The sequence below is a fragment of the Aequorivita sublithincola DSM 14238 genome, from assembly GCF_000265385.1.
In the GTDB taxonomy this organism is placed as follows: domain Bacteria; phylum Bacteroidota; class Bacteroidia; order Flavobacteriales; family Flavobacteriaceae; genus Aequorivita; species Aequorivita sublithincola.
Window position 1 is genome coordinate 2,370,487 of record NC_018013.1, and the last position, 25,549, is coordinate 2,396,035.

The following is a 25,549-nucleotide window of genomic DNA, read 5'->3' on the forward strand; positions in this document are numbered from 1 at the left end:
ACTAATTTAGTTGTCTTATAATCAGTAAGACTAATTTCGTTTTATTGTAGACAACCAACTCCCTTCATGTTATTATTCTCAAGATTTTTTCCAAAAAGATTTCGGCTTCTGTGGTATTTTGTTGGCACTTTTATAGTTCTTTCAACAATAATTCGCCTCGTTTTTACCTTTTGGATGTTGAGCGAAGTTGATACTTCCTTTTTCAAAATAGGCAATACATTGCTCATCGGTTTTCTATTTGATATTGGGACGGTTTCCTTTTTTGCCGTTCCGTATGCATTGTATTTATTGATTTTTCCAAAGAAATGGTATGGTTCATTGTTTGACAGAATTGTAACTTGGTTCGCCTATACACTTGGAATCATTATTTTTCTGTTTTCCTTTTTTGCGGAAATCACTTTTTGGGAAGAATTCAAAAATCGCTTCAATTTCATTGCGGTAGATTATTTGATTTATACGTATGAAGTTGTAAAAAACATCAACGAATCCTATCCAATACCTTTATTGGTAGGTGGTATTTTACTTTTAACAGCCTTTCTACTTTATAGGACAAAGCGAAAAGGAGTTTTACGAAAAACGTTCAATAACGAAAACACTTCCAAACAAAAATTACTTCCAACCTTATTTTTTATAGCAATTGCCGCCATTTTTGCACTATTTGTAAAAAACAAAGATGCCGAACAGTTTGAAAACCGATACAACAACGAAATTGCAAAAACAGGAATCTATTCCTTCTTTGCCGCTTTTCAAAATAACGAGCTTTCGTTTACAGATTTTTACAAAACTCTTCCCGTAAAAGATGCTTTTGCTGAAGTGAATTCGGAGTTTAAAAAACGCGGAGATAGTATACTATTCCCTGAAAAAGAATTGATTTTTAGAAATATTTCAAACATTGATTCATTGCCAGAACTTAAACCAAATGTAATTTTTATTTGCGTTGAAAGCCTTAGCGCAAAATTTCTAGGAAGCTTCGGAAATAAAGAAAACATTACGCCAACGTTGGATTCTTTAGCAAATCACAGTTTGTTTTTCAACAATCTTTTTGCTAACGGAACGCGAACCGTTCGGGGTATGGAGGCAATCACGCTTTCCATTCCGCCAACACCGGGACGAAGCATTGTGAAACGCGAAAACAATCAGCAACTATTTACTATTGGTGAAGTTTTCAAACAGAAAGGCTATAACCGGAATTTCTTTTACGGCGGCGATGGTTATTTTGACAATATGAACAGTTTTTTTGGTGGAAATGGTTTCAATATTGTAGATCGTGGTCGTGGTTTCTTACTAGATAAAAGCATCACCACAACCCGTACCAATATTGAAGATGAAGAAGTAACTTTTGAAAACGCTTGGGGAATTGCCGATGAAGATATTTACAACAAAGTAATTAAAGTCGCTGATGAAGCTCACAGTGCCGGCAAACCCTTTTTCGATTTTGTGATGACTACGTCCAACCACCGTCCATATACCTATCCCGAAGGAAAAATTGATATTCCATCAGGCTCGGGGAGAAGTGGCGCGGTAAAATATACAGATTACGCCATTAGTCAGTTTCTGAAGAAAGCACAGCAAAAGGAATGGTACAAAAATACAGTCATAATTATTATGGCAGACCATTGTGCTTCTAGCGCTGGCCGCCAAGAATTGGACGTGAAAAATTATCACATTCCAGGCTTGATGTTGAATTTGCCAAATATTTCACCAGAAAAAGTTGACAAAATGGCTTCGCAAATTGATATTTTCCCAACGCTATTCTCGTTGCTTAACTGGAACTATGATTCTAATTTGTACGGAACCGATATCTTAAAGATGAAACCCGAAGAAGAACGTGCTTTTGTGGGAACTTATAGAAAATTAGGTTTGTTAAAAGGAAACGATGAAGTAATGGTTTTGGGCGATCAAAGAGCTTCGAATTCATATAAATGGAACCGAGAAACTAATGAACTACAGCCTTTAAAGGAAGACGAAGTATTTCTAAAGGAAATAATTTCAAACTATCAAACCGCAGACTATTTATTTTCAAATGGGGGATTGAAACTGAAAAGTTTGGGACTTGAAAACTAACATTCACTTTATTGTAAACCCGATTGCGGGGAAGGGTAAAAACGAACTTTCCGAAGCTTTGTTGGAAACCTATTTTCCTAAAGATGAATATTCCGTTTCAATAAAAAAAACCGAATTTGTACTTCACGCAACGTCGCTAACAAAGGCTTCAATTGATGAAGGAGCGCAAATAATCGTTGCCTGTGGCGGCGATGGAACTATCAATGAAGTGGCTTCTTCTTTAGTTAGTACCTCAGTTATTTTAGGAATTCTGCCAATGGGTTCTGGCAATGGTTTGGCTTCCAATTTAAAAATTCCGAAAAATCTAAATAAAGCATTGAACATTATTAAAAGTCAGAATGCGATTGCCATAGACACTGGCACACTAAATGGCGAACCGTTTTTCAGCAACACAGGCGTGGGTTTTGACGCCCATGTTATCTCAGATTTTGAAGAAAATACTACGCGTCAACTATTCAGTTATGTGAAATCTACCTTGCGAACGCTGAAAAATTATCACTATAAAAATATAGTAGAACTGAAATACAATGGAACTACTGAATTGATTTCACCCTTTCTGCTCTTCGTTTCAAATAGTAATGAAATGGGCTATAAAATGAGTCTGACGCCCCGCGCGTCCTTGCAAGATGGATTGTTGGATTTGGTTATTGTGCCAGAACTTTCACATTTCAAACTCTTCATTTTCGCAATACTTTTTCTTTTCAAAAAACAGCATTGGATGAAAGAAGTGCGATTTGAGCAAATTACATCTTTGGAAATAAAAAGTCAGGATAATAGAATTTTGAAAACGCAAAAAGATGGAGAGTTTTTTGTTCCGAAAGAACCTAGAATTGAGATTGCGATTCATCCAAAAAGCTTGAATGTGTGTGTTCAATAAATTTTTTAAATTGAAACTACCTTATTTGGATAGGTTTAATAATTTCTCAGCCGCCTCAAAAGGCGTAGTTCTATTTTCATCCAAAGCTTTTAATTGTTTTTCAAGTTCTTTTTTAACGGAAGGATTTGCATAAAACTCAATTTTCAATCTACTTTCAACAGTCTGCAACAGCCAGAATTTATTTTGCTCTTTTCGTTTATTCTGAAAATATCCATTGCTTTTTACGGTTTCAAAATAAGTTGAAATTACTTCCCAAATTTCAGAAATTCCTTCATTTTTAAGGGCACTGCATAAAAGTGTTTTTGGCGCCCAACCGCTTTCTTTGGCGGGATAGAGATGAAGCGCACGGTTAAATTCATTTTTCGCCATTTTTGCGGCTTTAAGATTTTCGCCATCTGCTTTATTGATAATTATGGAATCTGCCATTTCCATAATTCCGCGTTTTATTCCTTGTAGTTCGTCACCCGCTCCTGCGAGTTTCAGTAGTAAAAAGAAATCGGTCATAGAATGGACGGCGGTTTCACTTTGGCCAACGCCTACGGTTTCAATTAGAATAACATCAAAACCAGCTGCTTCACAAAGAATAATGGTTTCACGAGTTTTACGTGCAACACCGCCCAAAGTATCGCCACTGGCGGAAGGACGGATAAAAGCATTTTCCTCTTTCACCAAATCTTCCATTCGGGTTTTATCGCCTAGAATACTTCCTCTGCTAATGCTACTGCTAGGATCAACGGTGAGAACGGCAACTTTTTTCTTTTCAGAAACTAGTAATTTTCCAAAGCTTTCAATAAAAGTACTTTTTCCTGCGCCGGGAACACCAGTAATACCAATTCGGATGGATTTGTTGGAACGTGGCAAGCATCGCTCAATAATCTCTTTTGCTTGTTGCTGATGTTTTTGAGCTCTACTTTCAATAATTGTGATGGCTTGACTAAGCGCAGTTTGATTCTGGTTTAGAATTCCAGAAACCAGTTCATCAACAGATGGAGATTTCTTTTTAAGACTTTTTAATTGTTTTGCAACCACCATATTTAAGGTTTCAGGTTGCAAAACGCCTTCTTTTTCGTTTAAAGCACTTATATTTTTTTTCTTCTTTGCCACAGCGTGAATTTAGGACAATTTTATGAATTTGTTCTTTTAAAAACGGGTTTAACGCAGTATCTTGAAAATTAATAATTTTAAAATTCAAAAAAAAATGAAAAAGTTATATGAAGCTTCATCTACAGCAGTAGGCGGCAGAAAAGGGCACGTAACCACAGATGATAATAAAATTGATATGGAGCTTTCAGTTCCAAAAGGTTTGGGTGGCGATGGCGGTAAAGGAACTAATCCTGAACAACTTTTCGGGAGTGCCTATGCGGCTTGTTTTGGTGGCGCAGTACAAATGGTTGCCGAAAGTAAAAAAATCAAGTTGGGTGACGATATGAGCGTTACAGCTAATATTGAAATTGGAAAAACCAAGGATGGTGATTTACAACTAAAAGCAACCTTAGACTGCTATTTACCAGGAGTTGATGTTGAAACTGGCGAAGATCTAGTAAACAAAGCACACGAAGTTTGCCCATATTCTAGAGCTACACGCGATAATATTACAGTAACTCTAAACTTGCTTTTGGACGAATAATCCAAACCTTAAAGTATTAAAAAAGCCCTGAATCCAGGGCTTTTTTGTTTTACATTGCTTTTAAGTTTATCACTTTTCCGCCTTGATTTTCTATACAGGGATCTTCTTTTTTTTCTTCAACTTTTACTTCCACAAAAGCACTTTTCTTTGGCTGTTGTGCAGCCTGCTTGATATACCATTCTAATTGGTATTTCTGCTTTTCCAAAAGTTCAAGAATGCTATCTGGCAATTGTTTGCGTTCCAAAAGCTCGTCATACCTTTTAATGTTGTTGCGGTCACGGCTTATACAAGAATTTACAAGAGCTTCCACATCAAAATGTTCTAGAGCTTCTTTAATTTCTTGCCAAGTGCGATCCAAGTTTCCTTTTTCAGAATCTTCCTTCAACGGCTCGATATCTCGCGAGTGCAGCTCGTTGGAGATATCGTGGCTCATTCTGTTGCGTTCAACAGCCATGTAGTTTAAAAACCGTTTTAAATCTGTGGTCTGAGCATCTTGGGCAGCGTTGTAGTACAACTTCTCTGCTTCAAAACAAGCCACTAGCAAGCGGTTAAGTTTATCAAAATCTGCGTATTTCTTTTCCATAATTGTACAATTTTAACAAAGTTAGTGTAAAATAGGTGTATTCAAAATTCTAACTATCAAATTTTTTATAAAAGATTTCAACATATATTGCAACATCTTTTTTCTTTTGTCGTCTTTAAAGAGAACAGCAACCAAAAAAACCATCAAGTTTGTCCGATTTACTAATCATCGAGCAATGCAAACAATGCAATCGTAAGGCGCAAATGGCGCTCTATGGAAAATATTGTGACGGCATGTTTGTCATAGCTCAAAGATATTTAAAGGACACCGCGGCGGCGGAAGACGCAATGCAGGAAGCCTTCATTAAAGCATTTCAAAAACTGAGCCAATTTAAAGGAGACGTCACTTTTGGGGCTTGGTTGAAACGGATTGTTATCAACACTTGCCTAGACACAATCAAAGCAAGAAAACTAGAAACGGAACCTTTAAAGGATGAAGTTTTTACGATTGTTGAAGCAGAAAATGATTGGTCTATTGCAGATGAAACGACGGTTTCAGAAGTTTTGGCTGCCATTGAAGAGTTGCCAGACAATTACAGAACGACGGTAAAATTGTTTTTAATTGAAGGTTATGACCATCAGGAAATTTCAGAAATACTGCAGATTTCTGAAAATGCATCGCGAACCTATTTGCATCGCGGAAAAACGAAATTGAAAGAAACACTAAAACACTTGCGCTATGGCACGGGATATTAAAAAAATGTTTGAGAATTATTCACCTGAACCTTTGGAACTTCCGAAGGGACACGAAGCACGATTTGAAGCAAAATTAGATAAGGCTTTTTCGGAAACTATTTCTCAAGAAAAGCACAGTTCTAAGCAATGGCTGAAAATAGCGGCCGTGGCTATCGTATTACTTTCCGTGAGCTTTTTTGGCTATCAACAGCTTTCAAATTCGGGGGTTAATAATATTGATGATTCTAAAAATTTCGTAGTTGAAGAGGATGCAAATACTATTGAATTGGATAATACTCCAAAACTGACATTGGCAGATATTTCTCCAGACCTTAAAAAAGTGGAGGAATATTATATGACCGGAATCAACGTGCAGTTGGCATCTTTAAAAATAAATGATGAAAACAAAGATTTGGTAGATGGTTATATGCAAAGGCTTGCAGAATTGGACAAAGAATACACTTCACTCAACGTTGAACTTGGCAAAGTTGGCCCAACGGAAGCTGCGGTAACCGCGTTGATTGATAATTTGAAAATGCGTTTGGATTTGCTGTTCAAACTAAAAAATAAATTAAAAGAACTTAATAATCAAAACAATGAAGAATACAAAGCTATACAAACGTAGAACAGCGTTCCTTTTACTGCTGTTAATTGGCACCTTCGGCTATTCGCAACAAAAACGAGTAGAAAGTTTCAATGTATCTGATAATGTGGAAGTTTCTGTGAATACTTCCTATACAAACATCATTTTTGAAACTTGGAACAAAGATAAAGTAGAGGTGGAGGCTTATATTGAAGATGAAAAGCTTTCAGAGAAAGAAAAGCAGGGTTTAATGAAAAATTGGAACTTGAATATTACCGGAAACAGTAAAAAAATTGAAATCAGTTCCGACTCCGGAAATCAAAATTTTGCAGTGAGCGATATGCCATCAATGGATTTTATTGGTCCGTTGATGGAGAACATGGTTTTGCCAATGCTTCAAAACACAAAAGTACCACCACTTCCAGATGACTTGTTGGAAAATCTTGGTAATGTTCAATTTGATTATGAAGCCTATCAAAAAGATGAAAAGGGCTATATGAAAAAGTTTGAAGCTCAAATGGATAAGAAATTTGGAAAAGATTTTCAAAAGAAGATGGAGAAGTGGGGCGAAAGTTTTGAGGATTCGTGGGATGATAAGAGAGCGGATAGCATTGGAGAAGCTTATGGCAAAAGAATGGACGCTTGGGGCGAAGCCTACGGAAAGCGTATGGAAGCTTGGGGCGAACAATTCGGTAAAAAAATGGAGGCTTGGGCAGAACAATTTGATGAAGACAATGATGATTATGATGATAGCGATTACTCAAAGACAGTAACCAATAGCCCAAACGGTACTTCCATCGTTATTCAAGGTAGCAGAAGTACTAAATCAAGTAGTGGAAATGGCAAAAAAACGATAATAATCAGAATGCCAAAAAACACAAAAACCAATGTAAACATTCGTCACGGCAATTTAAAAATGGCAGATGCAAATAATATGCGGGCTAATTTGGATTACACACCGTTTAAAGCAAACAGCATTGATGGAGGACAGACCTCCATCAATGCTTCGTATGCTTCAGTTGTTGTGAACACTTGGAAACAGGGTTCGCTAAATGTGAAGTATGTGGATAATTGTTCTATTGAAAATGTTCAAAACCTAAGCCTATCCGCCAACTCCAGCGATGTTCGTATAGGCAATATTACCAAACAAGCCTTTCTTTCTGGCTCGTTTGGGGATTTAAGGATTGATAAAATTTCTGATGGTTTTGAAACTTTAGATATAAATTTGGAAAATACCGACGCAAGAGTAAAAGTGCCAGTTGGTGCGTTTTCTTTTTATTTCAACGGAAAAAAATCTACTTTAAAATTTCCGAAAACACTTCAACTTAAAGAATCAAAAAACGCAGATAGAGTTTTGGTAAAAGGGTTTAATCAAAATAATAGCTCGAATAAAACGATTACAATTAATTCTACATATAGCAACGTTTCGCTTCAATAATTGCTTTGCTTCGCCTTATGAGATTGCTTCGCTACACTCTTAAAGACAAAAAAACCCCTTTCCAAAAAATGAAAAGGGGCTTGCACAAAAGTGCATAGAATTAGGGAGTCTAGTTATTGCTTCACTACTTTTAAATTTTCTACACTGCCATTGCTAGTTACTTTTACTAAGTACACGCCAGTGGCTAAGCTTGAAAAATTCAATTCAGTTTTGTTTTCATTGAAAGCAATGTTTGAAACTAGTTGACCTGTAATTGTGTAAACACTTACAGAATCAATCGCTTCTTTTGAATTTAGATGAAGTATGCTTTCAACAGGGTTTGGGAAATAAGACACAGTATTTTGTGAAACTGTATTGGTTCCCAAGATAAGATCATCAAGATAAACCATCCAGCCTTCAGCAAATGGTGGAGAACCATTTACCCAACCTGCAATATATTTTCCGTTTGGTGAAACTGAAATTGCTGTTCCCAAAAGTCCATCTGGAGTATTTACTGTTACACCATTATCTGCCAAAACATCCTTTAAAAATAACGGTTGGTCACCTAAGGAAGGATGGTAAATTATTGCGTCTCTTACTTGAAAGTCTACATCTGCAAAACCAACAGCCACACCGTTTTCAGAAATACTTGTAAAAGCTGCAGAGTCTGCTCCAGTAGGAACATCAAAACTTGTAAAAGTATTGGTAGCTCTATTGTACATAAATGGTTTAAGATCGAAATCGCCTACCATTACATCAGCACTGTTTATGTCGCTAATAGCATTTACTCCCGAAATTGTAGGCAGTTGACCTTCTGGAATGAGGTGATATTCCCCGTCCAAAGTTCTATAAGCAGGCACTCGAAGTGTTCCGCCACTATCTGGTCGATCAACCCATCCCACCATAATACCACTGTCGTTTACTGCGTAAGAAGCGCTCGCTTCACCTTGAGGGTCTAGGGAAATTATAAGTTCTTCTGTTTGTGTGTCAAACAAAAATCCTCCATAATCATTACCAATGTTGGATTGACCAGTAATGTATCTACTATTTGGAGAGATTCCGTAAGTGAAATTTTCGTCATAGTTTGTTGGATCTTGATTTGGAGTAAACCCAATTGGCATCCAAACCCCATTCATTCTATAACCGGCTTGTAAAATAAAATTGGGTTCGTCATAAAACATGAACCCTGCAACATTTTCGTCATTGTTAGTTGAAGCCAACATAACCGCTTCTGGTTCTGGAGAAGTTAAGGTTCCTGTTGTGAAGTTATAATACTGTCCAACAGTTACGCCAAATCCTGAATCGTTAACATCGTTAAAACGCGTGGACATTTGGGTAAGAACTTTCAATTCCACTTGTGCAGCAACATTTAGGGAACCAAGAAGAATGGCTGCCATAAATACGCTTTTTGCAAAAAAGGTAATTTTTTTCATTTTGTTTGTTTTGTATAGAATTAGTTTAATTTGAAGCCGCAAGATATATTGAACAGGTTTCTTATAAAAGAAAGAGTCTTTCGAAATTCGGAATTCCTATAGCATTTAATATTTAAATGCTTGAGGAACAATAGATAAAAATACTGGTAGAAAAATGTGAAGTTTATTTAATTATTGAAATTATTAAAGCTTCAATTGTTTTTTAAGTGTATTTAAAGTCTTTTCAGAAGAATAAATTGATTGGACAATAAAAATGATTACAACAATTATTAGTATTAAAAGTATGGAGCGGAATAGGTTATTTCTTTTTTGAAAATCGTCAATCTTTTTGGAATTTGCTTCCATTATGTTTTGGATGGAATTGTCAATAGATTTCCGTTCGGTTTCTATAATTTCATCGTGAATAGACAGCGTTTTGTTTTGATAAAGAGAATAATTTTTTAAATCGTTTACGGCCAAATAATTATTTGCTAAAGCCATGTAAATAGATCGATTTAATATTTTATCTCCAACTTCTTCTGAATTTTGAAGTGCTTCAACAAGGAGATCAATAGCTTTTTGATAGTTTTTTTTAGCAGTATAAAAACCTGCAAGTCCTTTTTTGGCAAATGCAATCAAGCTTTTGGCATTATTATTTTCCGCATACGTTATTGCTTGCAGAAAACTAGCTTCCGCATCGTTTAAATTATTGATTGTAAGCAAGCAATTTCCCTTATTATAGCATGCAATACTCAAATTTGAAGTTACCAGAGATTGGGGCGATACTTTTTTATAAGCTTCAATGGAACGATTAAAATAATCTAAGGCTGTATCGCAACTCATCTGTTCTCTATAAATAAATCCACGAACTAGATTATTGAAACCTAATGCTTTAGATTTATCTATACTTTCAGATAATGTTTTGAGTAATTTATAAGCTTCGTCCAAATACGTTAGCGACTTATCGTAAACTTTTAATTCTTGATATTGACCGCCAGTTCTGTTAAGTAGAAGTATCTTTAAATTTATGTCGGTTACATTAGGTAACATGTCAATAGCCCGTAGGGAATATTCCAACGATTTTTCGTAATCTCTTTTTGATGAATATGCAGTAGAAACCACAATGATTGCACGAACCTTAAGGTCGATCGTAGCTTCGGGAGATTTTAATATCTCGTTCGCTTTCTCAATGGCTAGATTTGGGTTTTCATAAATCTGCTGGGTTGCTAAAGCTAGGATACTGTCCATTTTTTGTTGTGGCCAAAGTACCTGAGAAAGCAAGAAAAAACTGCTAATCAAGAAATACAATCTGTATGAAATTTTAGTTTTCATCATTATTATGCTAAGCCGCAGGGCTTTCTTGTTTGTCTCGCAATATGGTTATAAATGTTGTGGGAGAAATTCCGGTAACCGATTTAAATACTGTGGCAAAAACGCTGTGGGATGAAAAGCCACTGTCTTCAGCCAAATAACTTATTTTGTACTGTAAATATTGAGAGTCGTTGTTTAATTTATCAATAATATAATTGATACGTAATTCATTAATATAACCGTTAAAGTTTTTTTGTTTGTGAGTGTTTACAGTTTCAGAAAGGTATTTAGTATTTGTTTCAAATTGCAGCGCCAACCGTGAAAGTGAGATGTCTTTGTTAGTAAAATCTTGTGACTTTTCAAACTTTCTCAGTTTTGTTAGCAAGAGGTCTTCTGCTTCTTTTGGAACATTTAGCGTCCTAATTGTATCGGGTTTTGATGGCGGAGTAGCAGTGACTAATTCTTTTCTTTTTTCCAAATATCCTATAAATTTTTGGTACTGATTTATCTTGGCTTTGTATCTCAGCCTTGTGTATCCTAGAATTAGTAATAGCATAAGTAGAATTCCGCCTAGAACAAATAAGAGCCATTTTGAATTTGTTTGAAGTAAATCAAATCGTTGCGTTTCATTATTATTAAAAATATTATAAGCCGTATTTACCGCGTCATTTTCATTGTCACCTCTTGTGTCGTTGAGTTGCTCCGTCATTTGGTTATAATTATTAAACGCTGCAATGTTATTTAGCGCTAAATAATTTTTGGCGATGGCTTGAGAAATAATAATTTGTTCAGATAAATTTTGAAATTTTTGGGCAATCTCCATTGCAGAATTTAGGCTGTCAATAGCTTCAGAATGAGTGTTTTTAAGAAAAAGAAAGTTACCGTATTTGATGAGTGACTTCATTTCTAAATAATTGCCAGCTTTATTTTTCTTGCTTTCTCGTAAGGCTTTTGAAATGTAAACCTGAGCAGAATCCAGCTGAAATTCCCGAAGGTAAACTTCTGCCAGATCGAGATTAATATTCCCTATTTGGAAAGTATAGGCTCCTGTCTTCTGATTTTTGAATTTATTTTTTGCTTTATAAAAGTGGTCTAAGCTATTTTTAGTGCTACTTGCCTCTTTCTCGATTAAGGAATATTGAATAATTTTTCCCTCAGTCCAACTTTGAATATCATTTTTGGAGTTTTCATTTATCAAATTGCTTGCCCTGTTGCCGTAATAGCTTGCTAGCGAATTGATTTCCAGCTCCTTCAGTATTTTTGCAAGAAGAATATTCAACTTAGTTTTTGTGACAGTATCGCCTTTAAATTCTTCTTCTGAAAACTTCAATCCAATTTTTAATGCTTGATCGTATTTTCCTTCCATATAAAAACCACGAGTAAGTATATAGGCGGCCTGCAGCAATTTTGGTGCTTGATCAGATTTTTCCAAAACATATTCCGCAATGCGGATTGACTCCTGCGGTTCTGTGTAGAGAACGTTTTCCGCTTGCATTAGTAGGCTAGAGGTATTGCCTTCCTGTGCAGCAGCAATGCCACAGAAAATCAATAAAAACCAGATTGTACAAAACGAACGCATGAATAATTGTGTTTTGGACTGTAAAAGTAGTTACTATGTAATAAAGGTAGAAGTAATTCTTAAAATGAATTGAAAACTATTTCTTCCTTACAAAAAAGGCAACATTAGCTGCAGTTGCAACTCCTAAACCCAAAGCGCCAAAAGCAGATTGCCACATATAGCTATTTATGTTGAAGAATTCATTAGCCTTGTTGCGCGTCATCAAATCGTTAGTTACGGAATATTCTATAACGTTGTTGAAGTATTCCGGAGTGATGTAATTGTGGGTAACGTATTGCGCCAATGGAGAAAGTAGGGTGATGAAAATAGTAAGAATTACGCCAGAAGTAAATCCTTGCAACCAAGTCATTTTTCCGCCATAGACTCTTCTTCGTTTTTCGCGCATTTCAGATAAATATAGCAATATGGCAAAGGGTACGAATAAAAGGGTTAGCCATTGGTGGTTTGCAATTTGTTCTTCGTGCCAACCTAGGGTTTTTTCCAGTAACATCCAGCAAAGAATGGCTATTGTGAATATGAAGGCCCATTTTAATTCTATATATACTTTCTTCATTTTTTCTTTTTTTAAATAGCGATTAAAGATAGGTTTTTTACCATAAAAAATCCCGAAGATTTTACTTCGGGATTGTTTCTGTTTGTTTGCTTAAATTTTCTTTGTGGAAAAGCTATAACACAGAGTTGGACAAAGAGTTTATGATAAGAATTACCCAACCAAAAAACTATATAGTCTTACTTCCTAAGTCCTTTCGCCTTAAGTCAAAAAACTATTCATCCACCAAAACCCAATCGCCTTTATCTAACAATGGAATGGCTTGTTTAAACTTCATCTCTTTGTTTTCACCGCTCATAACGTGTTTGATTGTCACTTTATCGTTACGGTTAATTTTTGGACGCTCACGCGTTATTGTCTCCGTTACCTGCTGATGCTGAGGTTGTGTGTTCCCAGCAGCACGCGATTGTGCTGAACGCTCATCCATATTCGGAATTTCGTCTTTTTGCTCGCTTAATTTCTCCTTTGATTTTACCTCACGTGCTTCCTGGATTTGTTGTTGGTTTTCCTGTGGAAGTTCACCTTTGAAAAGGAACGAGATTACATCTTTGTTTACTTTTTCGATCATCGCTTTGAAAAGTTCAAAAGCTTCAAATTTATAGATAAGTAATGGATCTTTCTGTTCGTGTACTGCAAGCTGAACCGATTGTTTTAGCTCGTCCATTTTACGCAAATGCGTTTTCCAAGCATCATCAATAATCGCAAGCGTAATGTTCTTTTCAAAATCGTGCACTAATTGCTTTCCTTCCGATTCATAAGCTTTTTCAAGGTCTGTAGCCACATTTAAGGTTTTAACGCCATCTGTAAATGGCACTAAAATTCGCTTGTATTTATCTTTTTGTGTTTCGTAAACATTTTTGATTACAGGATATGCCATTTCAGCATTGCGAATCATTTTGTTCTGATAATGAATATAAGCCGCTTTATAAACTTTTCCTGCAATTTCCGCGCTGTCCATTTTCTCAAATTCCTTTTCAGAAATAGGAGAGGCCATGGAGAAGTAACGAATCAATTCAAACTCAAAATTCTTGTAATCTTGCGCCATTTTGTTGCTTTCGGCAACTACTTCGGCAGTATCAAAAATCATATTAGCAATATCCACACGAAGACGATCGCCAAATAGTGCGTGGAAACGACGTTTATAAACCACCTCACGTTGGGCGTTCATTACATCATCATACTCAAGCAATCTTTTACGGATACCGAAGTTATTTTCTTCTACTTTTTTCTGTGCACGCTCTATAGATTTTGAAATCATTTTATGTTGAATAACTTCGCCTTCTTTCAAGCCCATTTTATCCATCATTTTTGCAATTCGCTCGCTTCCGAAGAGACGCATCAAGTTATCTTCCAAAGAAACATAAAATTGTGAGCTTCCTGGATCTCCTTGACGACCACTACGACCACGTAACTGCCTGTCCACACGACGCGAATCGTGACGCTCAGTACCTACAATTGCAAGTCCGCCCGCTTTTTTCACTTCTTCGCTTAATTTAATATCCGTACCACGACCAGCCATGTTGGTTGCTATGGTTACGATTCCGCTTTTTCCTGCTTCGGCAACAATATCCGCTTCACGTTTGTGGAGTTTTGCGTTCAAAACGTTGTGTGGAATGTTTTTGATACTAAGCATTCTACTCAATAATTCTGAAATCTCTACGGAAGTAGTACCAATCAAAACCGGCCTTCCTGCTCGTGAAAGTGCTACAACTTCTTCACCAACGGCGTTGTATTTTTCACGTTTTGTTTTGTAAATTTTATCATCACGATCAAAACGTGCAATTGGACGGTTAGTTGGAATTTCAACTACATCTAACTTGTATATTTCCCAAAGTTCGCCTGCTTCAGTTACTGCAGTACCCGTCATCCCTGAAAGTTTGCGATACATACGGAAGTAATTCTGAAGCGTAATAGTTGCAAAAGTTTGAGTCATTGCCTCAATTTTCACATCTTCTTTTGCTTCAATTGCTTGGTGAAGTCCATCGCTATAACGACGACCATCCATAATACGTCCGGTTTGTTCGTCAACGATCATTACCTTGTTTTCCATAACCACATATTGATCATCTTTTTCAAAAAGCGTGTAAGCTTTCAAAAGCTGATTCATAGTGTGGATACGTTCACTTTTGATAGAAAACTCACGGAAAAGCTCTTCTTTTTCGGCAACTTCCTCTTCTTTGGAAAGTCCCTTTTTTTCAATATCGGCTATTTCTGTTCCAATTTCTGGCATTACAAAGAAATCTGGATCACCTTCACCGGAAAGAAAATCGATACCTTTATCTGAAAGATCTATCTGATTGTTTTTTTCGTCAATTACAAAATAGAGCTCCGCATCAACCTTCGGCATTTCACGGTTGTTGTCGCTCATATAATGGTTTTCGGTTTTCTGAAGAATTTGTTTTATTCCTTCTTCCGAAAGATATTTTATGAGTGCTTTGTTTTTCGGCAAACCACGGAAAACACGTAGCAATTGGAAACCACCTTCTTTGTGGTCACCTTCTTTTATAAGTTTTTTTGCTTCAGCTAAAACTCCAGTTAAATACTTTTTTTGTACTTCAACTATATTGTTAATCTTAGGCTTAAGTTCGTTGAATTCGTGACGATCGCCTTCCGGAACGGGTCCAGAAATAATAAGTGGCGTACGTGCATCATCAATCAAAACCGAATCCACCTCATCCACAATAGCGTAGTGGTGCGGACGTTGTACAAGATCGTTTGGCGAATGCGCCATATTATCACGCAAATAATCGAAACCAAACTCGTTGTTAGTTCCGTAAGTAATATCTGCCAAATAGGCTTTTCTTCTTTCTTCTGAATTTGGACGGTGATTGTCAATACAATCAACTGTCATTCCGTGAAACTCGAATAAAGGTGTCATCCAAGCGCTATCACGGCGGGCAAGATAATCGTTTACTGTTACAAGGTGAACCCCGTTTCCAGCAAGAGCGTTTAAGTACATTGGGAGCGTTGCAACAAGAGTTTTACCTTCCCCTGTGTGCATCTCAGCAACTTTACCTTCGTGAAGTGCAACCCCACCAATAAGTTGAACGTCGTAGTGAACCATATCCCAAGTGATAGGTTTTCCGGCGGCATCCCAAGAGTTATTCCAAACGGCTTTGTCGCCTTCAAGGCTTACGTAATCTTTGGCTGCGGAAACTTCTCGGTCAAAAGGATTAGCGGTAACAGAAATAGTTTCGTTGTTTTTAAAGCGTTTTGCAGTTTCTTTCATCACAGCAAAGGCTTCAGGAAGTATTTTGGTAAGGGTCGCTTTTTCAATTTCGTAGCGATCGTCCTTCAGTTTGTCTATTTGGTTGTAGTTATCTTCCTTTTTGTTGATGTCTTCTTCGGTTTCCGAATCTTTTTCAAGTGCATCAATTTGATCCTGCACCTCTTTTTGAGCGTCTTTTATTTCTTTTTTGAAGTAATCAGTCTTCGCTCGAAGCTCGTCGTTGGAAAGTTTTTCTATGGCCGCTTCGTGTTTCTTAACCTCGTTTACCAGCGGCTGTATTTCGCCAATATCTTTTTTTGATTTATCGCCAACAAAAACTTTTAGTACATTATCTAATATTCCCATGATGTGTTAATTTATTTTGAAGTGTTGCGGGGCAGCACTGTTTTATCAATTTTGATTTCAGAATATAAAAAAATTAAAATTCCAAAATATTATTTCTTTCACCACGAATACACGAATATTTTTTTCTAAAGTGTATTTTTTGGCTGGCTGTCGCCAGACTTGTGGTTAATCAATATCTTTCTTTCACCGTGAATACACGAATACCTTTCTATAATTCGTGTATTCGTGGTTTTATTTTTTCAATACTTTTTAAATAAAAAAAAGCCTCGTAAAAGAGACTTTTTATATTATTTTTTAAATGTTTTCCAAAACTTTTGGATTAATATTCATCCTCGTTCCAAAGATAATCGTCGTCGGTAGGGTAGTCTGCCCAGATCTCTTCAATAGAGTCATAAGAGTCGCCCTCGTCTTCAATTGCCTGAAGGTTTTCCACTACTTCTAGTGGAGCACCAGTCCTGATCGCGTAATCAATTAATTCGTCTTTGGTTGCGGGCCAGGGTGCATCGCTTAAATAGGATGCTAATTCTAATGTCCAGTACATAGCACTTTAGGTTTTATAATTTCTGCAAAAGTAATTTTTTAGATTAAAAAGTCAAGTAAAATCTAAGTTATTTCTGCACTATTTTAAAGAACGTTTGTTGTTTACTGATTTTCAATGTTTTATAAAGATGTTTGTTGATAAGTTATTTATCGTAAAGCCACTATTTTGGAAAATTACACCATTTTTCCGACAACCGACAACCGACAACCGACAACCGACAACCGACAACCGACAACCGACAACCGACAACCGACAACCGACAACCGACAACCGACAACCGACAACTGACAACCGACAACCGACAACTCACAATTTCTTCGGAATCCACTGCGTCTCCTCCGCGTTTAGGTCTTTAGACAACTTTCGTGCCAGCACAAAGAGGTAGTCAGATAGTCGGTTTAAATATTTAATTACCTTTTCGTCAATAGGTTCTGTTTCATTTAAAAGCGTGGCCCGACGTTCTGCACGGCGGCAGACGGTGCGAGCAATGTGACAATATGACACTGTAGAATTTCCACCAGGTAAGATGAAATGCGTCATTTCTGGCAGGGCTTCGTTCATACTGTCCATTTCCTTTTCTAAAAGCTCTATATCTTCTTCTTCAATTTTTGGAATGTTTAAACGTTCTTTTCCACTCTTCAGTGTAGCTTTTGCGGGATCCGTGGCTAAAATGGCACCAAGAGTAAATAATCTATCTTGAATGTGAACCAATATTTCTTTGCTTCTTGCATCTATATTTTGCGTACGGATCAATCCGAGATATGAGTTCAGCTCATCAACAGTACCGTAACTTTCAATGCGGATATTGTGTTTAGGAACGCGTGTACCGCCGAAAAGGGCTGTTGTGCCTTTATCGCCAGTTTTGGTGTATATTTTCATGGGTTTGTGAATAAGTGAGTTTGTTAATCTGTGAATAAGTGAAAAAGTATGTTTGATGTTTCAAAATTACGAATAACTACTTTAAAAAACGGCTTGGAATGGCGTGAAGACGAAAAGGAAATTTTGTAGAATTTTTAATCTGCGAGATTTATTTGAAATCTAGGCGCGCGATGAATCACGCGCCTAAGGGTTACTGTTTACTTTCTTTCTCCAGTTCTTTTTTACGTTCGTAATAACTGCTGCGAAAATTTTTCTGTTTGCGTTGTCTTTGTTTTGAAGAGTTGCGTTTGTTCCAAAAATATAGAATGGCCAAGAATAGTATGCCGCCAACTGTTAAAACGATTGGATTTGAAAGGTCGAGATTCATAGCTCAAAGATAAAATACGAAATAAGAAATACGAAAAGAGAAGTACAAAATTTAAAAAACTTTATTCTGAATTAACGAATTAACGAATTAACGAATTAACGAATTCCCGAATTAACGAATTAACGAATTCCCGAATTCCCGAATTAACGAATTAACGAATTCCCGAATTAACGAATTAACGAATTAACGAATTAACGAATTCCCGAATTAACGAATTCCCGAATTAACGAATTCCCGAATTAACGAATTAACGAATTAACGAATTCCCGAATTAACGAATCCCGAATCAACGAATCCCAAAAACCATCTACAGCAACTGACTAAAGCCAACTTCCTTCTTAGTATCACTCTCAATCACCCCATCCCGAAGACGGATAATTCTATGAGCGCGTTCCGCAATTTCTTCTTCGTGAGTAACTACTATTACCGTGTTTCCAGCTTTATGAATATCGTTGAATAAAGCCATAATTTCTTCCGAAGTTTTCGAATCTAAATTTCCCGTAGGTTCATCGGCTAAAATTATGGAAGGTTTATTTACCAAGGCTCTTCCAACCGCTACGCGTTGACGTTGTCCTCCAGAGAGCTGGTTTGGTTTGTGATCCATTCTATCTGCAAGTCCAACATCTGTTAAAACTTGTTTTGCGCGCTCGGTTCTATCTGCTTTTGATACGCCAGCATAAATCATCGGTAAAGCCACATTTTCTAGCGCAGTAGTGCGGGGCAGAAGGTTAAAGGTTTGAAAAACGAAACCTATTTCTTTATTGCGAATTTCAGCTAACTCATCATCACTCATATTGCTAACGTCGCTTCCGTTTAGTTCGTAGCTGCCCGAAGTTGGTGTGTCTAAACAGCCCAAAAGATTCATCAAAGTAGATTTTCCAGAACCTGAAGGTCCCATCAATGCTACGTATTCACCGCGTTCAATGTCTAGGTCAATTCCTTTTAAAACTTTTACAATTTCATTACCAAGTGGAAAATCTCTTGTGATATTTCGAATCTTTATTACTAAACTCATAGCTGTTTTTCAATATTCTTTAATAGGACGCAAAGGTACGAGGGTTGTTACAGAAAATTAAATTACAAATGACAAAAACCAAATTCCAACTCTTCGACTGCGATCAGGGTGACAATAATAATGAACAATTTAAACCCTAATAATAAAATGCTCCTTTCGTTGCTCTTTTCTAAAAAAAACGAGTCCCCATTGAAAGGTGTCTATGCTTACTGTAACTTTTTCGTGCGTGATTATTTGCTGCCACGCTGCCGTCATATCCTTACTCCAGTAAATATCGTCAAAAATTATGACGGAGTCGTTGTGGATATTTTTTAAAAGTGAATTGAAATAACCCAAAGTCCGTTCGCCATTGTGATCGCCGTCTATGAAGATCAAATCATATTTTTGCGAAGTATTTTTTGAAAGGAAATCACTAAAAAGTTGTTGATGAATTGCAATATTATGAAGGTTGAATTTTTCAAAATAACTTTGTGCTTTTCCTAATGTATTTGGACAGCCTTCCACAGTATTTATTGCGGCGAATTCATTAGAAATTGAAAGAGCTACAGTTCCCAAACCGAGCGAAGTGCCCAATTCCAAAATGTTCTCACTCTTAAAGTACTTCGCCAATCGGAAGAGCAATTTTTGTTGTTTCTTTTTCATCCCCGCATTTTTCAAAACTGCGGAAACTTTTCTGGCATTGCCTTTAAACACTCGGGAGCCTTGGCCAAAATCCTTCATTTCAAACATTGAAGTATCTTTTCGTAAGGCTTGACGGTGTTGCTTTAAAACTTCATATTCAGTGTATTTTGTTTTATCGTTGAAGCACTTCGTTACCAAATTATACACAAAAGGGGAGTGCACCCCGTGTTTGTTTTTGGAAAGCCGAACAAATTTTATAAAACTTTTTGATTGATGTATCATAATCTTGAATTCTGAATTCCGAATTCCGAATTCAAAATTACTCCATTTTCGCAGAAAGCTCAAACCAGCGTTCTTCCTTGGATTCAATCTTATCAATTATCTCCTGAAGTTTTACGGATTGTTTGTCTATTTCGGCGCCGTCCCAGTTTTCTGTTGCAAACTTATTTTGAAGTTCCTCGCGGTTTTTTTCAAGGTTGGCAATTTCTTTTTCCAGTTTGTTGTATTCTTTTTGTTCGTTGTAATTCAACTTTGCAGGGGTGGAATCTTGTTGCTTCCAGTCCTTTTTTACTTTTGGTGCGGCTTCACTTGCCTCGCGTTTTTCTTGAACGTTGCTGTCTTCGTAAGTTCTAAAATCTGAATAGTTTCCAGGGAAATCTTCCACTTCAGCATCTCCTCTAAAAACAAAAAGGTGATCCACGATTTTATCCATAAAATACCTGTCGTGAGAAACCACTAATAAGCAGCCAGGAAAGTCCAAAAGGAAGCTTTCCAACACATTTAAGGTTACAATATCAAGGTCGTTTGTGGGTTCATCGAGAATCAAAAAGTTTGGGTTTTTGATGAGAACGGTACATAAATAAAGACGTTTGCGTTCGCCGCCACTTAGCTTTTCAACAAAATCATATTGCTTTTTTGGGTCGAAAAGGAAGCGTTCCAAAAGTTGAGAAGCAGAGATTTGTCTTCCCTTTTTCAGCGGAATATAATCGCCGTATTCGCGAATCACATCAATCACTTTCTGGCCGTCTTTAATGTTGATACCAGCTTGGGTGTAATAACCAAAATGAACGGTTTCACCAACAATCACTTTACCCGAATCTGGTTTTAAAGCTCCAGTAAGTATATTTAAAAATGTAGATTTTCCAGTTCCGTTTTTACCGATAATCCCAACACGTTCGCCACGATTGAAGTTATATTCAAACTTATCTAACATTACTTTATCGCCAAACGATTTTGAGACTTTATGAAGTTCTACAACCTTAGAGCCCATTCGCTCCATATTCAGTTCCAGTTGCACTTCGTGGTCGTTTCTACGTTTGCTGGCGCGGTCTTTTATTTCGTGGAAATCGTCTATTCTACTTTTACTTTTTGTGGTTCGCGCTTTGGGTTGGCGACGCATCCAGTCCAATTCTTTTTTGAAAAGTTGCTTTGATTTTCCAAGCTCAGTAGCTTCGGTTTCTATTCTCGCGTCACGTTTTTCAAGGTAATAGCTGTAATTTCCTTTGTAACTGTAAAGAATCCCTTCATCTAGTTCCACAATTTCATTACAAACACGTTCCAAGAAATAACGATCGTGCGTAACCATAAACAAGGTGAAATTTTCCTTCGCAAAAAGATTCTCCAGCCACTCAATCATTTCTAAATCAAGATGGTTAGTAGGCTCATCCATGATCAACAAATCTGGAGTGGTAAGCAACGCGTTGGCAAGAGCCAAACGTTTTTTCTGTCCGCCGCTTAGTGTGGAAACCTTTGCGTGCAGGTCTTCCATTTTCAGTTTAAAGAGAATTTGTTTGTAGCGAGTTTCGAAATCCCAAGCGTGATGCGCATCCATAGCGTCGAATGCTTTTTGGTATGCATCGGCGTCGTCTGGGTTTTCAATGGCGTGTTCGTAGGCTTCAATTATTTTCAGGATTGGATTGTCTGAAGAAAAAATGGTCTGCTCCACAGTTAGCGCTGGATCCAAGTTTGGTTCCTGCGGAAGATAGGCGATTTTCAAACCTTTTCTAAAGACAACATTACCAGTATCGGTTTTGTCGAGGCCAGCAATTATATTGAGCAGCGAGGTTTTGCCAGTTCCATTTTTGGCTACGAAGCCTATTTTTTGTCCTTCGTTAATTCCGAAGGAAATATTTTCAAACAAAACCCGCATCCCGAAGGACTTGGAGACGTTTTCTACTGAAAGGTAATTCACGATTTTATATTTTCGGCAAATGTAGTGAAATAGGGAATGAGGATTCGTTAATTTGGGATTTGTTAATTTGTTAATTCGTTAATTCGGGATTCGTTGATACAAAAGCCGTCATTGCGAGTCCGCCATAGACGGACGATGCAATTTTATAAAGAGGGCTTCCAATTTGCATTTGCAACGCACGTCATAAGATTGCTTCAATCGCGTTTGTCATCGCTAGCGAAGCAAAGCAATCCGGTCGCGCCTTCGCAATGACGGTCCTGTTGAATTAATTGCTGTCATTGCATGGACAAACAAGAAACTAGAAACCATAAACCAGAAACAAGAAACCAAAAAACATTGAACATTGAAATGTTTCATTATTAAATACGTTACTTTATATTTGTCCACTATCAAGCCTGCTTTATGAAGTTTTCGTATTTATTATTCTTTTTGATTGTAATAGTCTGCGCCACTTCCTGCGTAACCACAAAACAGCTTACCTATTTGCAGGAAAATACTAACAGTGTAGATACTTTGGCGCTACTACGGAAAAGACAGGAGCCTTATAGACTTCAAATAAATGATTTATTGAGCATTCGCGTAAAGGCTTTGGATCAGGAAACTGTGGGGATTTTTAACCCTATTAGCGATGCCAACCCTAATGCCACTGGCGAAGAACGTCTGTACTATGACGGTTTTGTTGTGGACGACCACGGAAATATCCGCATTCCAAGTATGGGAGATATGAACGTTTTGGGTTATACGGTAGATGAGGTTCGAGAAAAGCTAGAAGAACGATTGTTGAAGGATTATTTTAAAGCTGAAGCTAACGTTTTTGTAACCGTGAAACTTGCCGGAATCCGTTATACCATTAATGGCGAAATTGGCAGTCCAGGTTCAAAAATTATTTACCGCGATCAAGTTAGTATTATGGAAGCCATAGCCAATAGCGGTGATATTGAACTTACGGGTGATAGGAGCGATGTGGTAATAATTCGTCAATATCCTGCAGGACAAAAGGTGCATCACATAGACCTAACGAAGCTAGAAGCAATGAATTCTCCTTATTATTACGTAAAACCAAACGACTTGATTTTGATAAACCCGCTCCCACAAAAATCGCTGGGAACTGGAACCACAGGGCTTCAATCGTTCACAACCATCATTTCTATAGCCACGGCTTTGGTAACCACAATTTTACTGTTCACAAGATTATAAAAAGCTATGAGCGAGGAATTCGAAATAAACGAAACCAATATTATCTTTGATTTTAAAGGTTTTCTTTTTAAACTTCTTCGGCATTGGCCGCTGTTTCTGATTTCTCTAATTATTGCGTTTTCAATTGCTTACTATATCAACGTTCGTAAGCAGCCTATTTACCAAATGGAGAATATGGTGAGCATCAAGGACGATCAAAACCCTTTCTTCACCAGTAATACAAGCCTTACGTTTAATTGGGGCGGAACTACAGATAAAGTAAACACAGCCGTAATTACCTTGCAGTCGCGATCGCACAATGAAAAAGTAGTGGAGCGACTTCAGTATTATATGGAGTATCTGCGTGAAGGGAAGTATCAACAGGTGGATGCCTACAAGCAAACGCCGTTTTTTGTGGAAGTGGACACCACGAAACCCCAAATGATAAACCAACAAATTAAAGTGGTTTTCAAAGATTCTGTAAATTTCAACTTGAGTGTTTCTTTTGCCGAAGCTGGAAACATTGCACTTCAAAATTATTCTTCAAAGGAAAAATCTACCAAGTTTGTAGATGCTGGCGAGTTTTCGAAAGATTTTAAAATAGGGCAGCCCATAACCTTGCCTTTCTTTAGTGGTACTTTTATGCCAAATCGGGAAGTGATTGCAAACCCAGGCACTCCGTATTATATTGTTTTTAGAAATTATGACGGCATTGTTAAAAGGTATTTAGACATCCGCGTTGATCCTGAAAGTAAAGGTTCTTCGGTTTTAAAAATGAGGCTTACTGGAAATAATAAGTCTGGCTTGGTGGATTATTTAAATACTTCGGTGCAAGTGTTAAGCGAAGATATGCTGGAGCGTAAAAATCTTTTCGCTACAAAAACTATTAAGTTTATTGACAGCAGTCTCGCAATGAAATCTGAGGAACTTTCTACAGTTGAAGATGAGCTAAACAAATTCAAAAACAAGAATGCTATTTTCAATCTTGAAACCGAAGGTTCTGAAATAAATGCAAAATTAAACGAGCTAGATCTGCGGAAAGAAGCCGTTAGCCGCGAACTTAATTACTTCAATACTTTGCAGGATTACCTTATTAACCGTTCCGATTATAGGGATGTGCCAGCACCATCGGTAGCTGGTATTTCTGAAGCTAGCGTCGTGGGTGGCGTGGGTAAAATCGTGGCTTTGGCAGAGGAACGCAACAAATTACAATACACCTACAAGGAAGGTGCGCCCATTTTTAGTGATATTGATAGACAGATCGATGCGGTAAAAAGGGTTTTACTTGAAAACATACGTTCTTCAAAAGGTCTAAAAAACCAAGAACTTAGCAGTATCAACCAAAATATTGGTCGTAACGAAGGTGAAATACGGAAACTTCCCAAAGAGCAACAAGACCTTTTGAATATTGAGCGACGCTACAATCTTAGCCAGGGTACCTACAATCTTTTCTTGTCAAAACGAAGTGAAGCGGGACTTGTAAAAGCAGCCAACGTTAGCGATGTTATGATTATTGATCCCGCAAAAGATACGGGCGGTGGGCAAATTGGTCCCAATACCCAACTGAATTATATGATGGCTGGCCTTCTAGGACTTTTTCTGCCATTTTTGTTTGTGTTTGCTCGTGTGTTTTTTGATACGAAGATCAGTAATGTAAAGGATTTGGAGCGGATTACCCCGATTCCATTGCTCGGTATTCTAGGAAAAAATCCTTTAGACACGAACTTAGTGGTTCTTACTAAACCGAAGTCCGCCATTGCGGAAGCTTTTAGAGCTTTGCGTTCCAGTCTGCAATTCATCTATAAAAAACAGGGGATAGAAGGCGCCAAGACGGTTCTTGTTACGAGTTCCGTTAGTGGTGAAGGAAAAACGTTTTGCTCCATTAACTTGGCATCGGTTTTTGCTTTAAGTGAAAAGAAAACGGTGCTTGTTGGTCTTGATTTACGGAAACCTAAAATATTTGGGGATTTCAATATCAATAATTCCGTGGGAGTGGTTAATTATTTAATCAATGAAGCCGATATAGACGCTGTTATTCAAAAAACTGAAATTGAATATTTGGACGTTATTCCTTCTGGTCCCATCCCTCCAAACCCTTCAGAATTACTTATAGGTGAAAAGCTAGACGAACTTATAAACTCTTTAAAAGAACGTTACGACTACATTATTCTAGACTCACCACCGTTAGGCCTCGTTTCTGATGCCTTGGAATTAATGAAACACGTGGACGCGACGCTTTATATGGCTCGATTTAATTATACTCATAAAAACATGCTCACTTTCGTCAATGAAAAGTATAAAACTGGCGAAGTAAAACACATAAGTATCGTTCTCAACGATTATATGGAAAAGTCCGGTAGAGGCTACGGTTACGGTTATGGCTACGGTTACGGCTATGGCTATGGTGCATATGGGAATTATGGCAATGGGTATCATGAACATGTTAAGGCGCCTTCGTTTTTGGATAGGGTGAGGAAGGCTTTAAAGAGGAAATAAGTCGTTGCGAGG

Annotated in this window: 20 protein-coding genes; 8 read left to right on the forward strand and 12 right to left on the reverse strand. The window is 37.3% G+C overall.

Annotated features, from left to right (window positions below; all coding sequences use genetic code 11):
• Window positions 1–66: 66 nt before the first annotated feature.
• Window positions 67–2,064 (forward strand): LTA synthase family protein, encoded by a 1,998-nt coding sequence (locus AEQSU_RS10880; RefSeq protein WP_014782914.1) that lies wholly within the window; start codon window positions 67–69, stop codon window positions 2,062–2,064.
• Window positions 2,054–2,941, forward strand: a complete 888-nt coding sequence (locus AEQSU_RS10885; RefSeq protein WP_014782915.1) for a diacylglycerol/lipid kinase family protein — start codon at window positions 2,054–2,056, stop codon at window positions 2,939–2,941. Before AEQSU_RS10880 ends, AEQSU_RS10885 begins: the two co-directional genes overlap by 11 nt.
• A 21-nt stretch (window positions 2,942–2,962) precedes the next feature.
• On the opposite strand, the gene meaB is transcribed toward AEQSU_RS10885, so the two are convergent.
• Window positions 2,963–4,045 (reverse strand): methylmalonyl Co-A mutase-associated GTPase MeaB, encoded by a 1,083-nt coding sequence (gene meaB, locus AEQSU_RS10890; RefSeq protein WP_014782916.1) that lies wholly within the window; start codon window positions 4,043–4,045, stop codon window positions 2,963–2,965.
• Between the two features lie 94 nt (window positions 4,046–4,139).
• Between meaB and AEQSU_RS10895 the strand changes: the two genes are divergently transcribed.
• Window positions 4,140–4,568 (forward strand): organic hydroperoxide resistance protein, encoded by a 429-nt coding sequence (locus AEQSU_RS10895; RefSeq protein ID WP_014782917.1) that lies wholly within the window; start codon window positions 4,140–4,142, stop codon window positions 4,566–4,568.
• A 49-nt stretch (window positions 4,569–4,617) separates the two neighbouring features.
• Here the strand turns inward: AEQSU_RS10895 and AEQSU_RS10900 are convergent, their stop codons facing one another.
• Entirely contained in the window at window positions 4,618–5,151 is a 534-nt protein-coding gene (locus tag AEQSU_RS10900; RefSeq protein WP_014782918.1) for a DUF2383 domain-containing protein, read from the reverse strand.
• A 149-nt stretch (window positions 5,152–5,300) separates the two neighbouring features.
• Between AEQSU_RS10900 and AEQSU_RS10905 the strand changes: the two genes are divergently transcribed.
• Genes AEQSU_RS10905 through AEQSU_RS10915 form a run of 3 tightly spaced genes read left to right on the forward strand, consistent with a single transcriptional unit; the run spans window position 5,301 to window position 7,846 of the window.
• Window positions 5,301–5,846, forward strand: a complete 546-nt coding sequence (locus AEQSU_RS10905) for an RNA polymerase sigma factor (RefSeq protein ID WP_014782919.1) — start codon at window positions 5,301–5,303, stop codon at window positions 5,844–5,846.
• A complete protein-coding gene (locus AEQSU_RS10910; RefSeq protein ID WP_014782920.1) occupies window positions 5,830–6,450 on the forward strand; it encodes a hypothetical protein in 621 nt (206 codons plus the stop codon). The genes AEQSU_RS10905 and AEQSU_RS10910 overlap by 17 nt, the downstream gene beginning before the upstream one ends.
• A complete protein-coding gene (locus AEQSU_RS10915) occupies window positions 6,422–7,846 on the forward strand; it encodes a DUF4097 family beta strand repeat-containing protein (RefSeq protein WP_014782921.1) in 1,425 nt (474 codons plus the stop codon). Before AEQSU_RS10910 ends, AEQSU_RS10915 begins: the two co-directional genes overlap by 29 nt.
• Window positions 7,847–7,959: 113 nt before the next feature.
• Here AEQSU_RS10915 and AEQSU_RS10920 read toward each other — a convergent pair whose 3' ends face one another.
• The 10 genes from AEQSU_RS10920 to AEQSU_RS10965 form a co-directional block, all read right to left on the reverse strand.
• Complete coding sequence (locus AEQSU_RS10920) at window positions 7,960–9,258, reverse strand: T9SS type A sorting domain-containing protein (protein ID WP_014782922.1); 1,299 nt, start codon at window positions 9,256–9,258, stop codon at window positions 7,960–7,962.
• 183 nt (window positions 9,259–9,441) lie between these two features.
• Entirely contained in the window at window positions 9,442–10,572 is a 1,131-nt protein-coding gene (locus AEQSU_RS10925; protein WP_157429274.1) for a tetratricopeptide repeat protein, read from the reverse strand.
• A 7-nt stretch (window positions 10,573–10,579) separates the two neighbouring features.
• On the reverse strand, window positions 10,580–12,127 hold the full coding sequence (locus tag AEQSU_RS16205) for a helix-turn-helix domain-containing protein (RefSeq protein ID WP_014782924.1): 1,548 nt from the start codon (window positions 12,125–12,127) through the stop codon (window positions 10,580–10,582).
• 76 nt (window positions 12,128–12,203) lie between these two features.
• On the reverse strand, window positions 12,204–12,680 hold the full coding sequence (locus AEQSU_RS10935) for a DUF4199 domain-containing protein (protein WP_014782925.1): 477 nt from the start codon (window positions 12,678–12,680) through the stop codon (window positions 12,204–12,206).
• Between the two features lie 211 nt (window positions 12,681–12,891).
• On the reverse strand, window positions 12,892–16,251 hold the full coding sequence (secA, locus tag AEQSU_RS10940; RefSeq protein WP_014782926.1) for a preprotein translocase subunit SecA: 3,360 nt from the start codon (window positions 16,249–16,251) through the stop codon (window positions 12,892–12,894).
• A 319-nt stretch (window positions 16,252–16,570) separates the two neighbouring features.
• A complete protein-coding gene (locus AEQSU_RS10945) occupies window positions 16,571–16,792 on the reverse strand; it encodes a DUF2795 domain-containing protein (RefSeq protein ID WP_014782927.1) in 222 nt (73 codons plus the stop codon).
• A 306-nt stretch (window positions 16,793–17,098) separates the two neighbouring features.
• A complete protein-coding gene (locus AEQSU_RS10950; RefSeq protein ID WP_014782928.1) occupies window positions 17,099–17,671 on the reverse strand; it encodes a cob(I)yrinic acid a,c-diamide adenosyltransferase in 573 nt (190 codons plus the stop codon).
• 674 nt (window positions 17,672–18,345) lie between these two features.
• Window positions 18,346–19,053 carry an ABC transporter ATP-binding protein gene (locus AEQSU_RS10955; RefSeq protein ID WP_014782929.1) on the reverse strand — a complete coding sequence of 236 codons (708 nt, stop codon included), beginning with the start codon at window positions 19,051–19,053 and terminating at the stop codon, window positions 18,346–18,348.
• Between the two features lie 129 nt (window positions 19,054–19,182).
• Window positions 19,183–19,956, reverse strand: coding sequence for an O-methyltransferase (locus AEQSU_RS10960; RefSeq protein WP_014782930.1), 774 nt, complete (start codon window positions 19,954–19,956; stop codon window positions 19,183–19,185).
• 37 nt (window positions 19,957–19,993) lie between these two features.
• Window positions 19,994–21,865 carry an ABC-F family ATP-binding cassette domain-containing protein gene (locus AEQSU_RS10965; protein ID WP_014782931.1) on the reverse strand — a complete coding sequence of 624 codons (1,872 nt, stop codon included), beginning with the start codon at window positions 21,863–21,865 and terminating at the stop codon, window positions 19,994–19,996.
• A gap of 402 nt (window positions 21,866–22,267) precedes the next feature.
• Here AEQSU_RS10965 and AEQSU_RS10970 point away from each other — a divergent pair, with 402 nt between their 5' ends.
• Window positions 22,268–23,062: a polysaccharide biosynthesis/export family protein gene (locus tag AEQSU_RS10970; protein WP_014782932.1), complete on the forward strand. Its 795-nt coding sequence runs from the start codon at window positions 22,268–22,270 to the stop codon at window positions 23,060–23,062.
• A gap of 6 nt (window positions 23,063–23,068) precedes the next feature.
• Window positions 23,069–25,537, forward strand: a complete 2,469-nt coding sequence (locus AEQSU_RS17005) for an exopolysaccharide transport family protein (protein ID WP_014782933.1) — start codon at window positions 23,069–23,071, stop codon at window positions 25,535–25,537.
• Window positions 25,538–25,549 lie beyond the last annotated feature (12 nt).